At 70.7% G+C, this 15,463-nt stretch carries 19 protein-coding genes and 1 pseudogene; all 20 read left to right on the plus strand.

Features of this window, described 5'->3' with window-relative positions; genetic code table 11:
• Nucleotides 1-2: 2 nt before the first annotated feature.
• Nucleotides 3-353 (plus strand): hypothetical protein, encoded by a 351-nt coding sequence (locus ELQ39_RS15785; RefSeq protein WP_242592347.1) that lies wholly within the window; start codon nt 3-5, stop codon nt 351-353.
• Entirely contained in the window at nt 350-544 is a 195-nt protein-coding gene (locus tag ELQ39_RS15790; protein WP_242592348.1) for a hypothetical protein, read from the plus strand. Before ELQ39_RS15785 ends, ELQ39_RS15790 begins: the two co-directional genes overlap by 4 nt.
• Nucleotides 541-1,191: an HK97 family phage prohead protease gene (locus tag ELQ39_RS15795; protein ID WP_242592349.1), complete on the plus strand. Its 651-nt coding sequence runs from the start codon at nt 541-543 to the stop codon at nt 1,189-1,191. The genes ELQ39_RS15790 and ELQ39_RS15795 overlap by 4 nt, the downstream gene beginning before the upstream one ends.
• A 361-nt stretch (nt 1,192-1,552) precedes the next feature.
• A complete protein-coding gene (locus ELQ39_RS15800; protein WP_242592350.1) occupies nt 1,553-2,842 on the plus strand; it encodes a phage major capsid protein in 1,290 nt (429 codons plus the stop codon).
• Nucleotides 2,843-2,925: 83 nt separating this feature from the next.
• Nucleotides 2,926-3,225: a hypothetical protein gene (locus ELQ39_RS15805; RefSeq protein ID WP_242592351.1), complete on the plus strand. Its 300-nt coding sequence runs from the start codon at nt 2,926-2,928 to the stop codon at nt 3,223-3,225.
• Between the two features lie 3 nt (nt 3,226-3,228).
• A complete protein-coding gene (locus ELQ39_RS15810) occupies nt 3,229-3,915 on the plus strand; it encodes a hypothetical protein (RefSeq protein ID WP_242592352.1) in 687 nt (228 codons plus the stop codon).
• Nucleotides 3,915-4,385 (plus strand): HK97 gp10 family phage protein, encoded by a 471-nt coding sequence (locus ELQ39_RS15815; RefSeq protein WP_242592353.1) that lies wholly within the window; start codon nt 3,915-3,917, stop codon nt 4,383-4,385. Before ELQ39_RS15810 ends, ELQ39_RS15815 begins: the two co-directional genes overlap by 1 nt.
• Complete coding sequence (locus ELQ39_RS15820; protein ID WP_242592355.1) at nt 4,385-4,834, plus strand: hypothetical protein; 450 nt, start codon at nt 4,385-4,387, stop codon at nt 4,832-4,834. Before ELQ39_RS15815 ends, ELQ39_RS15820 begins: the two co-directional genes overlap by 1 nt.
• On the plus strand, nt 4,831-5,151 hold the full coding sequence (locus ELQ39_RS15825) for a hypothetical protein (RefSeq protein ID WP_242592357.1): 321 nt from the start codon (nt 4,831-4,833) through the stop codon (nt 5,149-5,151). Before ELQ39_RS15820 ends, ELQ39_RS15825 begins: the two co-directional genes overlap by 4 nt.
• A 32-nt stretch (nt 5,152-5,183) precedes the next feature.
• A complete protein-coding gene (locus ELQ39_RS15830; protein WP_242592359.1) occupies nt 5,184-5,762 on the plus strand; it encodes a phage tail protein in 579 nt (192 codons plus the stop codon).
• Nucleotides 5,763-5,860: 98 nt separating this feature from the next.
• Nucleotides 5,861-6,376 (plus strand): hypothetical protein, encoded by a 516-nt coding sequence (locus tag ELQ39_RS15835; protein ID WP_242592361.1) that lies wholly within the window; start codon nt 5,861-5,863, stop codon nt 6,374-6,376.
• Nucleotides 6,358-6,501, plus strand: a pseudogene (locus ELQ39_RS32700) (hypothetical protein); the annotation flags it as partial. The gene ELQ39_RS15835 and the pseudogene ELQ39_RS32700, both read left to right, overlap by 19 nt.
• A 4-nt stretch (nt 6,502-6,505) precedes the next feature.
• Nucleotides 6,506-9,730, plus strand: a complete 3,225-nt coding sequence (locus ELQ39_RS15840; RefSeq protein WP_242592363.1) for a hypothetical protein — start codon at nt 6,506-6,508, stop codon at nt 9,728-9,730.
• Nucleotides 9,731-9,732: 2 nt separating this feature from the next.
• Nucleotides 9,733-11,058: a phage distal tail protein gene (locus ELQ39_RS15845; RefSeq protein ID WP_242592365.1), complete on the plus strand. Its 1,326-nt coding sequence runs from the start codon at nt 9,733-9,735 to the stop codon at nt 11,056-11,058.
• Between the two features lie 13 nt (nt 11,059-11,071).
• Nucleotides 11,072-12,154, plus strand: coding sequence for a hypothetical protein (locus tag ELQ39_RS15850; RefSeq protein ID WP_242592367.1), 1,083 nt, complete (start codon nt 11,072-11,074; stop codon nt 12,152-12,154).
• Nucleotides 12,151-13,362, plus strand: a complete 1,212-nt coding sequence (locus tag ELQ39_RS15855; protein ID WP_242592369.1) for a hypothetical protein — start codon at nt 12,151-12,153, stop codon at nt 13,360-13,362. The genes ELQ39_RS15850 and ELQ39_RS15855 overlap by 4 nt, the downstream gene beginning before the upstream one ends.
• Before the next feature lies 1 nt (nt 13,363).
• The gene (locus tag ELQ39_RS15860) at nt 13,364-13,846 is read left to right on the plus strand and encodes a hypothetical protein (protein WP_242592371.1); all 483 of its coding nucleotides are present in this window, start codon (nt 13,364-13,366) and stop codon (nt 13,844-13,846) included.
• A gap of 11 nt (nt 13,847-13,857) precedes the next feature.
• The gene (locus ELQ39_RS15865; protein ID WP_242592373.1) at nt 13,858-14,715 is read left to right on the plus strand and encodes a peptidoglycan recognition protein family protein; all 858 of its coding nucleotides are present in this window, start codon (nt 13,858-13,860) and stop codon (nt 14,713-14,715) included.
• A 41-nt stretch (nt 14,716-14,756) separates the two neighbouring features.
• Nucleotides 14,757-15,032: a hypothetical protein gene (locus ELQ39_RS15870; protein WP_242592376.1), complete on the plus strand. Its 276-nt coding sequence runs from the start codon at nt 14,757-14,759 to the stop codon at nt 15,030-15,032.
• Nucleotides 15,032-15,463 carry a hypothetical protein gene (locus tag ELQ39_RS15875; protein WP_242592378.1) on the plus strand — a complete coding sequence of 144 codons (432 nt, stop codon included), beginning with the start codon at nt 15,032-15,034 and terminating at the stop codon, nt 15,461-15,463. The genes ELQ39_RS15870 and ELQ39_RS15875 overlap by 1 nt, the downstream gene beginning before the upstream one ends.

Here is a 15,463-nt window from a genome sequence, read left to right on the forward strand (position 1 = left end):
CGATGGCGACCCTGCTGCGCGGTGAGGTCCGCGCGATCCTTCAGCCCGCCGGTACGGCGCAGTACCGGGGCGCGTACTGCCCGCCGGGCGTCCCCTTCAAGGAGGTGCGCCGGGGCCCGTTCGACGGGAAGGCGGACATCGCCGTCCGCGTCGGCATCGACGGCGAGGTGCCCAAGCTGATGACGTTCGGTGGCGGGCAGGTCGTCTACGAGTACGACGGTCGCGACGCCAAGGGCCGCGCGGTGTACCGGTACGCCCCGAACCTGTCCAGCAGCCACCGCGACGTGATGAACGGCGTCGCCGAGGTGTACGCCGAACACAGCATCAAGCAGGCGAAGGAGGGCGGCCGATGAAGCGCCTGCTCGCAGCCATCGCGGGCCGTTGCGACACGCACGACCGCGCCGCCTACGTCACCACGGCCCGGCTGGAGCGGGAGCTGGGCATGCCCGTCTCGCCGCCACCGGCCAGCTTCACGGACGCGCACATGAACCCCGACCTGATCGACTGCGGCAACCGGCGTTGCCGGGCAAGGAGGAGCAAGTGACGACCGAGATCGAGTTCCGCAGCCTCGAGGACGTCGAGTGGCGCGTGGCCGACGGCGACGACGGCACGTTCGCCGGATACGCCTGCCGCTACGGCAAGCGCGACAGCTACGGCACCACCTTCCATCCCGGCGTGTTCCGCAAGGGCGTCGACCGCAGGGACTACGCGCTGCTCTTCATGCACGACCCCACCCGGCCCGTGGGCACCTTCCGCGCCGAGGAGCGGGACGACCACCTGTGGATCGAGGGCCGCTACGACGACACGGCCGCCGGCCGGGACGCCCGGATCATGGCCCGGTCCGGGAGCGCCCCGGAACTCAGCGTCGGGTTCGTGCGCACCGACCTGCCCGAGTGGTCCAAGCTCGCGGAGATGGGCGACGACGAGCGGAAGGACGCCCTGGAGAACATCCGCTCGGCGCGGCTGGTGGAGGTCTCCCAGATCACGGCGCGGATGGCGGCGGTCCCCGGCAGCAAGCTGAAGACGGTGCGCAGCGCGCTGGGTGATCTGTACGCGGAGGCAGGGCACCCGACCCTTGCCGAGCGTCTCGCGGAGTTCGACGAGCAGCGCGCGGCCGAGGAGGACCGCAAGATGGAGCAGCGGGCCCGGCGGGCGGCGCTGCTGCGGCTGACCACTCTGGGAGGCGCATGACGATGGGTCGCTTCAGGAGCCGGGCGCAGTGGCGTTGGGCGTTCGCCAACAAGAAGTCGTTCGCTCGTCGTTGGGCGCACCGCAATCAGCGCAGCGCCCCGTACCGGTCCCTGCCCGCGCGCAAGGGCGCGGCCGGCCGGGGCCGACGACGCAGGTAGACGCCCGTCCGACGCTGCGAATTGCAGCCCCCACCCACACGCACTCGCCGTTTCGATCTACCCTCACCCCATCCGGGCCGCTCGCACCGGACGTATAAGCCGCGAGCAGTAGCCGGGCGCGATCCACCGGCCGTGAAAGACGGACCGCAGCAACCCATCACGTATGGGCGGCTGTGCGCCGTCCACGGACCGAAAGGAACGCCATGGGCAACTTCGCCAAGGTGCGCCCCATCGGTCGCCGCCGCGACGGCCGACCGATCTACCCCATCAAGGGCGGCGCCCCCACCCTGCTTGAGCAGCGCGACGAGATCGTCCGGCTGCTCCAGGACCCCAACTACGACGGCGACCCGGCCGAACTCCTCGCGCGCGCCGACAAGGTGGCAGCGGACATCGAGGCCGCGAACCAGCGTGAGGCCCGCCTGCGGGCGCTGAAGGCCGCGCAGCTCCCCGCCGGAGACCCGGACCCCGCCCCGGGCCAGCGGCAGCAGCCGGGCATGCAGCCCGACCCGCAGGGCAACCCCGACCCGGTCACCGCCGCCGAGGCGTTCGTGCGCTCCGCCGCCCTCGAGCACTTCCGCGCGAACGGCAAGCAGGGCAAGTTCGCCGTCGAGCACCGCGCGGCCCCGGCCGGCACGGTCACCACGGGCACGCAGCCGCAGCAGAACACCCGGGTGCCGGGGATCATCCCGCAGAACCCTGACATGCCGCTGCTGGTGGCGAACCTGCTGGACCGGCAGACGTCGGACGGCAACACCCTCGAGTACATGCGCGACACGTCCGGTCCGCAGTCCACCTGGAACAAGGCCGCGGTCGTGGCCGAAGGCGCGGACAAGCCGATGAGCGGTCCGTTCACCTTTGACCTCATCACGACCACGCTGAAGACGGTCGCGCACTGGGTGCCCATCACCCGTCAGGCCGCCGACGACAACGGCCAGCTGATGGGCTACATCAACGGCCGGCTGACGTACGGGCTGGAGTACAAGCTCGACCGGCAGATCCTCACCGGCAACGGCACGACGGAGATGCAGGGCATCCTCACCACGCCCGGCATCGGCACGTACCAGCCGGGCGTCGGCTCGACGGACGTCAAGCTCATCACCGTCCGGAAGGCCAAGACACAGGGCGAACTCGCGCTGTACCCGCCGACCGCCGTGGTCATGAACCCGATGGACTGGCAGGACATCGAGCTGGACGAGGACGCCAACGGGCAGTTCCGCGTCATCGCGAACGTCACCGACCCGGGCGCGCCCACGCGTCTGTGGGGACTGACGGTGGTCACCACCGTCGCGATGGCGGCCGGGACCGCGCTCCTCGGCGGGTTCCGCACCGGGGCCACCCTGTGGGAGCGGCAGGGGATCACGATCCTCATGACCGACAGCCACGCGGACTACTTCACCGCGAACACGCTGGTCATCCTCGCCGAGCGCCGCGCGAACGTCGCGGTGCACACCCCGGCCGCGTTCGTCCGCATCACGTTCGCCGCGGCGACGTAAGCACCCCCTGAGCAGGGCGCGGCCACCCCGTCCCGGCCGCGCCCTCCCCCACCGGACCACACCCCCTTTGAGGAGCCGCCGCTATGGCAGCACGCAGCAGCAAGAGCCCCGAGCCCGAGCAGACCCCCGAGCAGCCGAACCCGGCCGTGGTGTCCACCCGTCAGTACGACGCGGGTGAGGGCTGGCAGGTCGGACAGACCGCGCCGTCCGACGCCTTCCGCGCGCTGGACGCCGCCGGCACCGGAGAGCCGACCGGCCCGGTCGTCCACAAGCACCCGGGCGGCTACGCCCGGCAGATCGTCGCGAAGGGCCAGGTCATCACGGAGGGCGTGCGGCGCGAGCTGGACGCCGCCGAGGAGTCCGCCGAGGGCGAGCAGGGCTGACCGATGGCGTACTGCACTCTCGAGGCCGCGAAGAACGCGGGCGTCACCGGCACGGACGCCGAGGTCGCCGCGTGGATTCAGGCTGCCCGGGAGCGCATCGACGCCTACACGCAGCAGTGTTTCGAGCCAACTGACCTGGTGGTGGTGGCGGACGTCGGCGCGGATGGACTGGTCATCCTTCCGCGCCGCGTCCGCCAAGTCGCTGCGGTCATGCCGGTACTGGAGCCGGACGACGGCGCGTCGCTGCCGCCGTCCTCGTACCGGGTCACGTCGTCGCGGGTGCTCGGGCAGGTCGACGCCGTGCACCTGGCGTGGGGCGGCTACGACGATCTCGTTGCCGGGGCCGAGTCGTACAGCGGGGGATGGCTCGGCCTGTGGGAGCGGTGGGGCGCCGAGCAGGTGAAGGTGATCGGCAGCTTCGGGTACGACACCGTGCCGCCGCTGGTGGGCGAGGCGTGCGCGCTGCTCGCCGCGCACCTCCAGGCGCAGGCCGCGCCCTCGGACGCGGACGCCGCGCAGGACCCGTCGCTGCAGGTGGACGACGAGGGCAACAACGTCGCCATCGAGGACACCGACGACGCCCCGTCGGAAGGCGTCGTCTCCGCAGCCGCGTCGACCGGATCGACGCAGGTCGACGCCCTGTTGGCGGGCTACCTCAACCGCGGCGCGTCACTGATCGGGGGTGTGTGATGGCACGCTTCCGGGCGACGGGCCGTCTGCGGATGAGCGCGCAGGTGTCGACGCAGGTCAACACCCGCGCCTACGAGCGCGGCTACCGCCGCTGGTTCGGCCGCATGTCCGACGACGTGAAGCGCGCCGTCGAGCGGACCCGCATCGACGTGCAGAACGAAGCCAGGCGGCGGGCCCCGGTGGACACCGGCCGACTGCGTTCCTCGATCGTGTCTCGGGCGGAGGGGTCGGGCCGGTCGGTCGGCTACGTGATCGGCACGAACGTGAACTATGCGGCGGCGGTGGAGTACGGCACGGCCCCGCACGTCATCAAGCCGAAGTACAAGAAGGCGCTGTACTGGCCGGGCGCGGCGCATCCGGTCGCGCAGGTCAACCACCCTGGCACCGCCGCGAAGCCGTTCCTTCGGCCGGCGATCGAGATGACCGAGATCTTTTGGCGGGCGCACGCCTCGCAGATCGGCAGGCGCTGATGGCCGCGACGACTGAGGGCGCGTTGAAGGCCTTCCTCGAGGGCCTCGGCTCCGGCGTGCCGTTCTTCCGCGAGGGCCCCCGCGAGGGACAGGCCCCGCCGTTCGGCGTGATCCAGCGCGAGGACATCCGCCTCAACACCGCAGCTAACGGCGACTTCGGCGACCCGAACGCAGAACTCTCGGTCGTCGAGGTCATCACCGTCGACCTGGTCCAGCCCGCCCGCGTCAAGACGTCCGCGCGCGTCGCCAGCAACGCCGAGCGGTACGGGCTCGCCGAGGTGTTCGCGACCGCGCTGCACGGGTGCCGGCTCCCGGCCGCTCCTACTCCAGTCACTGCCGTGCGGGTGCAGGACATCGACCGCTTCCCCATCGCGGACAACCGCATCCGCGAGTCCATCACCGTCGAGGTTCACCGGCCGCTGCGCCGTACGGAGGTAGTGCCCACATGACCGTCATGTTCACGGAGATGCCCCGCGAGGACGTGATCACGTACCTCGGCCGGGCGTGGCCGGCACCGCCCGGGGCGACCGTCGAGCGGGTCCGTTTCCTGTCCGAGCATGCGCACGGCGGGGTGTCGGTGCAGTCCGGTTCGCAGCCCGGGATGACGTGGTGGGTGGTGGACGGGCTGATCGTCCCGCAGGACGCGGGTCCGGTGCCGCGTCTGGAGGGTGACGAGGTGTACGACCTGCCGCCGGACGACTCCCCCACGGAACCCCCGCTCGACCTCGCCGCGGCGCCGCTGAGCGCCGAGGACACCACCCCGTAAGGGCCGGACCCCGGCACCAGGAAGGAACCGAAATGCCTATCTCCCGAGTGACGAAGCTGTACGCGGTCGAGGACGCCAAGATCGCGCCGCTGCTGGCCGATCCGGAGGGCGGTGCGCCGTCGTACGGGGCGGGCATCGACGTGCCCGGCATCAAATCGATGGAGATCTCCGGCGACGTCGAGGTCAAGGAGCTGCGCGGCGACAACCGGCTTCTCGACTCGGACTCGTCGCTGACCAACGTCACCGTCGCGTTCCCCCACGCCAAGCTCAGCCTGGACGTGCTGGCCGCGCTCCTCGGCGGCGACGTCACCGACTCCGGCACCACCCCCGCGCAGACCACCACCTGGGATCTCGACTCCGACGCGAAGCCGCTGCCGTTCAAGTTGATCGGGAAGACGCCGACCGGCGGCAGCGATCAGATCGGCGGCGACGTGCACTTCACGCTCTGGAAGTGCGTCCTCTCCAGCTTCCCGGGCCTCGGGCTCGCGGAGGAGGACTACCGGACGATCGAGAACGAGGCGCGCGCCGTGCCGCTGATCAGCACCGGCAAGTGGATCTCGGTGACGATCAACGAAACCGCCGTCGCGATCCCGACCGCCGCCACCCCGTGATCCCCGGGCGGGGCCCGCGTCTCTCGCTCAGCGCCCGCCCCGCCCGGCCCCCCTCATCCGCAGGCCGAAACCCGGCACTCAAGTAGGGACACACCACCATGACGCAGGGCCTTGACCTTCTCGCCGACGGCGGAACCGTCGACCTCGTGGACGGCACCAGCGTGCAGCTGCGGTACAGCATGCGCGCGCTCGCGCTCCTCGAGGCGCGCTACGGGTCCGTCGCCGCCGTACAGAACGCGATCGACTCCACCGGCAACGGCGCCGCGTTCGGCCCGATCATCCAGCTGGTCGGCTGCGGCGCGGTCGGTCCCGGCGGGTTCGAACCGAATTTCCGCGAGCACCAGGACGCCAAGGGCGAACGGAAGATCAGCGGGGACATCGTGTTCCGTCGGCGGAAGGACGGCGCGGACCTCGCGGACCTGCTGCACCCGGGCCGCCTGAGCCAGTACGTCGAGGCGTTCAACGCCGCGTTCTCCAAGGCCCTCGAGAGCCTGGGAAACGACGACGCGACCCCGGCCCCCGGGGTCCCAGTGGAGACGGTTTCCCCTGGGCTGAGTTCTACTACCTCGCCGTCGGTGCCCTCCGCGTCAGCCCCGGTGTCTTCTGGGACATGACCGTCTGCCAGCTGTTGACGCTGGCCGAGCAGCATCAGGCCGCCCACCAGACGGGCGGCCAGCGTGAACCAGAACCCGCCGACGGCGCCAGCCTCCTTGGCTTCGCCTCGATGACCCGGAGGTGACCCGATGGCAGACGACATCAACCTGCCGAACCTGGTCAGTCACCTCCAGGTCAACGTGGGTGGCACGTCCGGGGAGCTGGCGGACGCGACCCGGCAGGGCTCGGCGATGGGGTCGGCGCTCGGGCAGGGCATCCACCGGCAGCTCGATGACCTGCTGCGGAATCTCCCGCAGGTCACGATCGACGGCGACTCCGAGGACATCGACCGTGACCTTCAGCGGGTGCACCAGCAGCTGGCGCGGCTGGACTCGCAGCGCATCGGTGTCGACATTTCCCTCACCGATGCGCTGCGGCAGATCGACGACCTTCAGGCGAACCTCGCTCGGATCGGGGATGAGCACTACGACCTGAACATCTCGGCTGCGACCCGGCAGGCGGCCGAGCGGCTGGAGGAGTTGCGGCGGGCGGCGCGGCAGGTCGATGACACCGACGTCGACATAGACGTTGACGTCGACACCGACGGCCCGGACCGGCTCGATGCGATCCTGCGGCGTATCCCGGCGGTGGCCGGGCGGGCGGCCGGCGCGCTGTCGGGTGTGGGGGTGGCGACGGCCGGTGTGGGCGCTGCGGTGCCGCTGGTGGCCGGGCTGGTCACGACGCTGTCGAACGTGGCGCCCGCGGCGGGTGTGGCGGTCACCGGGCTGGCCGCGGTGAAGCTGGCGCAGGGCACGGTGAAGCTGGCCGCGGTCGGCATGGAAGACGCCCTCAGCGCGGCGCTCGACCCGTCGAAGGCGGAGGAGTACAGCGAGGCGCTGGAGAAGCTGGCGCCGGAAGCCCGCGAGTTCGCGCAGGCCGTGAAGGACGCCGCGCCGCAACTGCGGGCGTTGCAGCAGGACGTACAGAACGAGGTGTTCCGCGGGCTCGGCGACAACCTCGAGCGGACCGGCCGCGTGGTCCTGCCGGTGCTGCGCCGCAACCTGATGGGCACCGCCACCGCGCTCGGCGACATGGCGGCCGGCGTGATGGGCACGGCCACCACCCTGGCGGAAAACGGCACCCTCGGCCGGGCGCTCGGCTCCGCGAGCAAGGGCCTGCAAAACCTGGCCGGTACGCCCGGTGTGATCGTGAAGGGCCTCGGGCAGATCGCCGCGGCGGCCGGTCCGTCGTTCGAGAGGCTGACGCGGGGCGCGGCGCGGGCGGCGAACGAGATCGGGGAGCGGCTCGACCGCGCGTACCAGTCGGGCGCCCTCGAGGACATGATCGACCAGGCGGTTGAGCTGCTGGGGGATCTGGCCGAGGTCGGCGGGAACGTCGGCGAAATCTTGGGCGGCATCTTCGCGGCGATGCCGGAGGGCGGCGGGCTGATCGGCACGCTGCAAACGGTGACCCAGGAGATCGCCGACGCCGTCAACTCCCCCGAGATGCAGGGCGGGCTCTCCGCGCTGTTCGAGACGATGTCGCTGCTCGCGGAGACCGCGGCGCCGCTGCTCGGCCAGGCGCTGCAGATGCTCGGCCCGGTCCTCGAGGAACTCGCCCCGCCGATACAGCAGCTGATCACCGAACTCGGTGAGGCCCTCGGCCCGATCCTGGACGAGCTGGAGCCGGTGCTGGTCGAGCTGGCGGGCGCGTTCGGTGAGATTGTGATCGCGCTGCTGCCACTGCTGCCGCCGATCTCCGAACTGATCGTCACCTTGCTGCCGCTTTTGCAGTACTTCCTGCGCGGCGTCGCCGTGATCGTCCGCGAGTTCATCGGCCCCGCGCTGGAGATCTTCGCGCTCGGCCTGTCCACGATCATCGAGTGGCTGCGGCGCCTCGTCGGCTGGCTGGGCGGCCAGGCCACCGAGGGCGTGAAGAACTTTTCGCAGCTGCTGCGCGGCGACTTCTCCGGGGCGACGGACTCCGCGAAAGCCTCGGTGGCCGGGATGGGTACCGACGTGGCCCGCACCATCAGCCGCCTGCCGTCCGGCGTCAGCCCGCACCTCACCTCGTTCGTGAACACGGTGAAGCGTGCCGCATCGAACGCCGCGGTGAGCATGACGCAGCAGACGGTCAGCATGGTGGCGCGCGTCGGCGAGGTCATCCGGGGCATCCCCGGTTTCGTGCGGGACATCCTGTCCGGGCTGGTCACGCTGCTGCCGCAGGCGGGTCGCGATCTGATCCAAGGGTTCATCACCGGGATCCGGCAGTCGTTCGGCGAGGTGCGCGACACCCTGACGAGCCTGACGAACATGCTCCCCGACTGGAAGGGCCCGAAGGCGAAGGACGCCCGGATCCTCACCCCGGCCGGACGGATGCTGATCGAGGGTTTCATCAAGGGCATCGACGGCACGACGGCGAAGCTGCGGGCCCGGCTGGAGTCGATCACCAAGGCGCTGCCCGACAACGTCCGCAGCGGGTACGGGCGGACGCTGAAGAACAGCATCAACCAGTTGGAGAAGCTGACCACCCGCCGCGACGCGGTGATCAAGCGGCTCCAGGCCGGACAGAAGAAGCTCGACGGGCTGATCGCCAACCGGCAGAAGGTCGTCGACGGGGTACGTGACGGCATCCTCCGGGAAGCTAACATCACCACCGGGCACGCCGACGTCAACTCGGTGTCCGCCATCACGGTCGGGCTCCAGACCGCGCTGAAGAAGACGCAAGAGTTCCAGGCGAACATCGCCAAGCTGCGGAAGGCCGGCCTGCGGAACGACCTGCTGCTGCAGATCGCGGACGCGGGTGTCGAGGCGGGCGGCGCGACGGCGGCGGCGCTGGCGAAGGCGACCCCGGCCGAGCTGAAGCGGATCAACGACCTGCAGGGGCAGCTCGCCAAGAGCGCCTCGGCGACTGGCAACACCGTCGGGGACGCCCTCTACAGCGCGGGCATCAACGCGGCGAAGGGCCTCGTCGCCGGGCTGAAGAGCCAGGAGAAGCAGATCGAGGCGCAGATGCGGCGGATCGCGCTGAGCATGCTCGCGGTGGTGAAGAAGGCCCACAAGACGAAGAGCCCGAGCCGGGAGTTCGCGTGGATCGGTGAGATGGACGGCCGCGGCCTCGAGACGGGCCTGTTGTCCACGGTGCAGCGGGTACGGCGGGCGGCCGGGACGGTCGCCGGAGCCGCGCTCGACGTGGCCTCCGGTGCGCGCGGCGCGCTCCTGCTACCCACCGCCGGCCAGCTCGCGGCGGTCACCGCGGGCACCGTCGCCGGGACCGGCGACCAGTACAACACGATCAATCTCTACGGCACCGAGGCGACGCCGGGTGAAGTCGTGCACGCCTTGTCGTGGCTCGGCAAAGTGGGGAGGCGGTGAGCGTGGCACAGCAGGCACTCGGCCAGGTGCAGTGGGGCAGCCTGGTGTTCGGGCCCGGCACGCCCTACATGGTCACCGCCGTGGAAGGGCTGGACGACCTGCCGGACATCCGCAGCGAGGACATCGAACGGCCGGGCCAGCACGGCGACTACAGCGGCCCCGACTACACCGGGCCCCGCGTCGTGCAGATGAAGCTGGGGCTGCGCGGCCAGTCCCCGGACGACCTGCGCGCCCTGTCCCTCGCCCTGCGCGCGGCGACGCAGCCGCAGCGCCAGCCCGCCCCGCTTCAGTTCTTGGACCAGGACGTTCTCGTCTACGCCAAGGTGAGGAAGCGCAGCATCCCGTACGACGCGGAGTACCTGTGGCGCATCGGGGACGCGGCGCTGGAGTTCTACTGCCCCGACCCGTACCTGTACGGCCTGGCGGAGAAGGTCGAGCGGACGACCGCCTACTCCCCGGCCGTGGGCCGCACCTACCCGCGCGTCTACGCCGGCACGTCCTCGCTGACCTTGAACACGAACCCGTCGTTCGAGACGACGATCGCGCCGTGGACGGGCGCGGACGGCGCGGTCGTCGAGCGGACCAACACGCAGGCCCACGACGGCACGTGGTCGGCACGGATCACCCCGAACGGCACGGGCCTGTACCCGCGGATGGACTCCGAGCTGATGGCCGTCACCGCGGGGGTGTCGTACCGGGCGCGCGGTTGGCTGCGCTGTGCCACCGCCCGCGAGATCGCCCTCAACGTGAACTGGTACGACGCCGGGCAGAACTACCTGAGCACGAGCAGCGACAGCCGCACGGTGGCCGCCACTACGTGGGTGGAGTTCAGCGCGGCCTACACCGCGCCGGCCGGGGCCACCTACGCGCAGCTCGCGCCGACCGTCCCGGACACCCCGCCCGCCGCGGACGTGATGTGGGTCGATGACGTGCGCATCGAGGTGGACCAGCTGACCGGTACGCGCTCCTACGGCGCCGCTGGAGCGTCCGGCCGGATCATCGCCACGAACGAGGGCGCGAGCCCTGCGTTCCCGGTGCTGCGGATCGACGGCCCGGTAGCCAACCCCGCGATCGAGCAGGTCACTACCGGAGGCAGCCTGATCATTGACGCGACGCTCCAGGCGGGCGAATACCTGGAGATCGACACCCGGTCGCGGGCGGTGCTGCTGATGGGGTCCAGCCCGCGCCGGTCGTGGGTGCGCGGCGGCTCCTCGTGGCCCGTGCTGGAGCCCGGAGACAACGAGATCGCGTTCCGCGGCTCGGCCCTGCCGGGCGACCCCGGACAGACGTCCCTACTGACCGTGAGCTGGCGCGACACCAGCCTGTAAGGAAGGAGGCGGCATGGCCGCTATCAACCCGCCGCCCTGGATGCAGGCCGGCAGCTACCCGGCCCGCAACGACCGGCTCGTCATCACCAGCCTGCTCAGCTACCCCGGGTTCCTGGTGGACGAGTCGACACCGATGCGGATCCGGCAGGGCGTCAAGCCGTCGTATCAGAACGCGCAGATGAAGGTGAGGCCTGCGGCGACCCCGAACATGACCGTCATCGTGTCGGCCGGGTTCTGCTACGTCGACCAGCACGACACCGGAGGGTCCGGCACCTACGTGTGCGTCAACGACGCGGACGTGACGCTGCCCGTGGGCCCGGCCGGTGGTTCCGGCCAGTTCCGCAAGGACGCGGTCATCGCGGCGGTGTACGACGCCGAGTACACCGGCACCGAGTCGGTGTGGCGTCTCGAGGTCATCCAAGGTTCCTACGCCGCGTCGGCGGGCGCCGCGGTCCGGCCGGCGCTCCCGCCGAACGCACAGCTGCTGGCGGAGCTGGCGATCGGCCCGAACCAGACGTCGGTGTCGGCGGCGAACATCACGGACTTCCGGCAGTTCGCGGTCGGCGCCGGCGGTATCACCCCGGTGTCGAGCAGCGGCGCGCCTCCGCGGCCCGCGGTCGGGCAGGTGCAGTACCTGTACGACACCGACGTGTTCGAGGTGGGCACGCTGTCCGGGGCGAAGCGGCGGGTGCGCGAGGTGCTCCGCCCGATCGTCACGGACCAGATTTCGGAGCCGGCGTACACCAACACCAACATCAACTACTTCACCGAGGCGCAGTGGCCGAGCATCACGGTCACGGTGCCGCCGTCGGGGATGATCGCCGTCACGATCTCCGGCCAGGTGTCGAACATGTCGAGCGCGACGGCGACGGCGTGGCTGCTGTGGCGGGCGTCTGGCGGCTACACGGAGGCGGGCTCCTCCCGCAACGGCTTGTCGGCGCAGGGCTCCCGCATCATCGCCAGCCGTCGGGTGGTGCGGACCGGTCTCACCCCGGGCGCGACGGTCAAGTTCGAGGCGGGCTGGAACGTGGGCGCGACGACCGGCCCGAACGTGTTCGTGCGTGACGGGCAGATGATCGTGGAGCCGATCGCATGACGACGGCGATGGAGGCAGCGCGCCTGTTCGCGGTGGCGAGCGCGGAGCAGCCCGAGCACACGTACACGTACCTGTTCTGCGACCTGCGCACAGACACGCTCCTCGCCGAGCTGCCGATGTCCGACGTCAGCTACAGCTTCGAGCTGAACGGGATCGGGAAGCTCAGCGGCACGATCCCGTACAACGACGAGACGCTGCCGCTGGACCCGGAGACCGCGAGCGAACCCGGCCGTACCGCGGTGTACGTCGACCGTGACGGGGTGCTGGTGTGGGGCGGCATCGTGTGGACCCGCGAGGACACCAAGGGCGGGAAGCAGGTCCAAGCCGCCGAGTTCCTGTCGTACTTCCAGCACCGGTACGTGAAGAAGACGCTGGCCACGGACACGTCACTGCTGCTCGACCCGGCGTATGTCGACAAGGGTGGGCAGCGCCTGTACTCGGACCAGAAGCACATTGTGTGGTCGCTGCTCCGGTACGCGCAGGATCAGCCTGGCGGGGACATCAAGGTCGACCTGAACGCCCTGGCTGGCTCGGGCTCGGGGCACGGTGTCACCCGCAACGTGGCGTACTTCGGGTACGAGCGGCCCGAGATCTACAAGGCGATCAGCGAGTTGGCCGCTGCTGACAACGGTTTCGACTTCGCGGTTGAGGTGGCGTGGACGACGTCGGCGAACAACCAGCCTCCGAGGAGGGTCCGGGAGGCGCGTACCTGGTACCCGCGGCGCGGCCGGCCCGTGAGCGAGTCGGGCCTGGTGTTCTCGAAGGGCGGCGGGCACGGCTCGATCATCAGCTACGACTGGCCCGAGGACGGGACCGAGCTGGTGACGGAGATGTCCGGGCTCGGCGCGGGGTCGGGTGAGGCGCGGATCGTGAAGACCGCGGCGGCGCAGGATCTGATCGACTCGGGGTGGCCGCTGCTGGAGGGTGTCGCCACGTATGACGGAGTGGTGGACGAGGCGCAGGTGCAGGGCCTGACGAACGCTGACCTCGCGGCCCGCTCCCGGGCCACGGTCGAGCCGACGTTCGTGGTCTCTGCGGACACCGACCCGGCGTTCGGCTCGTACTCCGTGGGGGACGAGGCGCTGTTCGTCATCGACCCGGAGCCGAAGAGCCCGCGGGGCCGTGAGGGCGTACTGCGGATCGTGTCGATCCAGAACACCAGCAGCGGCGGGCCCGAGCGGGTGCGCCTGACCTGCGTGGGGGTGTGACGTGCCCAAGGTCCACAAGAACAGCGACTTCCTGCAACGGCTCGCCGAACTCGAGGAGCGGGTGGCGGCGATGGCCCGTGAGGGCTGGGAGCGGGACGAGGTGCCGTTCTACCCGACGAGCTTGAGGACGTTCGTCTACGACGACGCGACGTCCTTCACCACCCTGTGGGAGACGATCATCAGCCCGCGCGCGGCGACGCTGTCGATGGGCCTGGTGTTCATCGGTGACGTCGTCGGCACCACGAACAGCGGGGGCGAGTGGCGGGTGCAGTTCAACGACTCGACCACCGTGGCCAGCGGGAACGTCCCTGCCACCTTCACGTACGCCCTGCCTGCCCTGACGCTCGACCTCACCCCGTACCGGGCGGACACCGCGCTCAAGGTGCAGATCCAAGTCCGCAGGACCAGCGGCGCGACGACCGGCGGGAAGTTCGGCGGTGGCGGAGCCATCGGCGGTGCACCCCGCTACGCCCGACTCATCTGAAAGGCACGGCCATGAAACTCGTCACGCGTGCGCAGTGGGGGGCCCGGGACTACCGGCGTCCCAACGGCGCCACCCTCTACAGCGGCAAGCGCCGAGGCGTGAAACTGCACTACCTCGGCACGCCGTACACCGACCGCCCGCACGCGCAGTGCGCGGCCTACGTGCGACAGATCCAGGCGCAGCACATGGACGGCAACGGCTGGTCCGACGTGGGCTACAGCTACATCGTCTGCACGCACGGCTACGTCTACGAGGGCCGCGGCCTGAAGCGCCGCAACAGCGCGAACGGCAACACCACGCTGAACAACCAGGACTACGCGGTGCTGCTGATGGTCGGCTCCTCCGGGCTGACCGAGCCGACGGACGAGCAGCTGCACGGCGCCCGCGACGCCATCGAGTACTGCCGCGAGGAAGGCCCGGCCGGCACGTGGCTCGGCGGGCACCGCGACGGCTACGCCACCGCCTGCCCCGGAGACACGGTCTACGCGTGGGTGAAGGCCGGTGCGCCCCGACCCGACACCAAGGAGGACGACATGGCGCTGAGTGACGCCGACATGAAGAAGCTGGCCGATCTGGTCGCGGACCGGGTGTGGAAGCGCGACGGCCTTCCCGTCCGCTGGGGCACCAAGGACAACCCGGACTGGTCGGCGTACAGCATCCTGCACCACGCGACCGAGGTGTCCCGGGACAACCGGGTCCGGCTGATGCGGCTTCAGGCGGACGTGGGCGCCCTGTCCGGCGTCGTGTCCCGGCTCGCCGAGGGCGGCGGGCTGGACGCCGCCGAAATCCAGGCCGCAGCCGAGGCCGGCGCCCGTGCCGCGCTGGAGAAGCTCGGCCAGCAGCTCACCGACACCGACCCGCAGGGCTGACACCCCCGTCCCCTGCCCAACCCGAGAGAAACGAGAGACTCATGAGTACTTCCGACTTCCCGTCCCGCGCGGACGTCGACACCGTCGTCCGGACCGGCGCCACCTACGCCAAGGACCTCGTCGAGCGGATCATCTGGACGTTCCTCGCGGCGGCCGGCGCCGTCGCCCTGGCGGCGGGCCCGGCGGACATGTTCTCTGCGTCGTTCTGGGAGACCGTCGGCGCGGCCGGGATAGCTGCGGTCGGCTCGCTGGTGAAGGGCCTGGTCGCGAAGTTCATCGGCCAGCGCAACAGCGCGTCGACGGCGCCGAGCGTCTGATGCGGGCGGCGGTCCGGCGGCTCACCCGACGTCTGGGCCGCCGCGGTGCGCTCCTCACCTGCAAGGGCATCGTCGCCATGGGCTACGGCTCGGGGCAGATCGTCCAGCCGACGGGTGACCAGGACGGGCTGGTGCTGCTGCTGAAGCTGCGCCCGCTCGACTTCTGGGGGTGGGTGTGGATCGCGGCGGGCGTGCTCGCCGTGGTCTGTGCCTGGCTCCCACCGCGCCGGGACTGGCCCGGCTTCCTCGCGGTGTGGCTGATTGCCACCCCGTGGGCCATGGCGTACCTGCTGTCGTGGTGGCCGCTCGGCGAGTCACCGCGCGGCTGGGTCGTCGCATTGATCTTCGGCGCGTTCGGTGCGGTCTGCCTCGTGGTGATCGGCTGGGACGAACCGCCGCGTGCACGATCGGAGTTGCCCCGTGAGACCTGA

Source organism: Streptomyces sp. GB4-14, from assembly GCF_022696125.1.
Classification (GTDB): Bacteria; Actinomycetota; Actinomycetes; order Streptomycetales; family Streptomycetaceae; genus Streptomyces; species Streptomyces werraensis.

Excerpts from the sequence above, each read along its gene's own strand:
- ELQ39_RS15785 (WP_242592347.1), top strand. The coding sequence starts at position 3 with ATGGCGACCCTGCTGCGCGGTGAGGTCCGCGCGATCCTTCAGCCCGCC.
- ELQ39_RS15790 (WP_242592348.1), top strand. The coding sequence starts at position 350 with ATGAAGCGCCTGCTCGCAGCCATCGCGGGCCGTTGCGACACGCACGAC.
- ELQ39_RS15800 (WP_242592350.1), top strand. The coding sequence starts at position 1,553 with ATGGGCAACTTCGCCAAGGTGCGCCCCATCGGTCGCCGCCGCGACGGC.
- ELQ39_RS15805 (WP_242592351.1), top strand. The coding sequence starts at position 2,926 with ATGGCAGCACGCAGCAGCAAGAGCCCCGAGCCCGAGCAGACCCCCGAG.
- ELQ39_RS15810 (WP_242592352.1), top strand. The coding sequence starts at position 3,229 with ATGGCGTACTGCACTCTCGAGGCCGCGAAGAACGCGGGCGTCACCGGC.
- ELQ39_RS15815 (WP_242592353.1), top strand. The coding sequence starts at position 3,915 with ATGGCACGCTTCCGGGCGACGGGCCGTCTGCGGATGAGCGCGCAGGTG.
- ELQ39_RS15820 (WP_242592355.1), top strand. The coding sequence starts at position 4,385 with ATGGCCGCGACGACTGAGGGCGCGTTGAAGGCCTTCCTCGAGGGCCTC.
- ELQ39_RS15825 (WP_242592357.1), top strand. The coding sequence starts at position 4,831 with ATGACCGTCATGTTCACGGAGATGCCCCGCGAGGACGTGATCACGTAC.
- ELQ39_RS15830 (WP_242592359.1), top strand. The coding sequence starts at position 5,184 with ATGCCTATCTCCCGAGTGACGAAGCTGTACGCGGTCGAGGACGCCAAG.
- ELQ39_RS15835 (WP_242592361.1), top strand. The coding sequence starts at position 5,861 with ATGACGCAGGGCCTTGACCTTCTCGCCGACGGCGGAACCGTCGACCTC.
- ELQ39_RS15840 (WP_242592363.1), top strand. The coding sequence starts at position 6,506 with ATGGCAGACGACATCAACCTGCCGAACCTGGTCAGTCACCTCCAGGTC.
- ELQ39_RS15850 (WP_242592367.1), top strand. The coding sequence starts at position 11,072 with ATGGCCGCTATCAACCCGCCGCCCTGGATGCAGGCCGGCAGCTACCCG.
- ELQ39_RS15855 (WP_242592369.1), top strand. The coding sequence starts at position 12,151 with ATGACGACGGCGATGGAGGCAGCGCGCCTGTTCGCGGTGGCGAGCGCG.
- ELQ39_RS15865 (WP_242592373.1), top strand. The coding sequence starts at position 13,858 with ATGAAACTCGTCACGCGTGCGCAGTGGGGGGCCCGGGACTACCGGCGT.
- ELQ39_RS15870 (WP_242592376.1), top strand. The coding sequence starts at position 14,757 with ATGAGTACTTCCGACTTCCCGTCCCGCGCGGACGTCGACACCGTCGTC.
- ELQ39_RS15875 (WP_242592378.1), top strand. The coding sequence starts at position 15,032 with ATGCGGGCGGCGGTCCGGCGGCTCACCCGACGTCTGGGCCGCCGCGGT.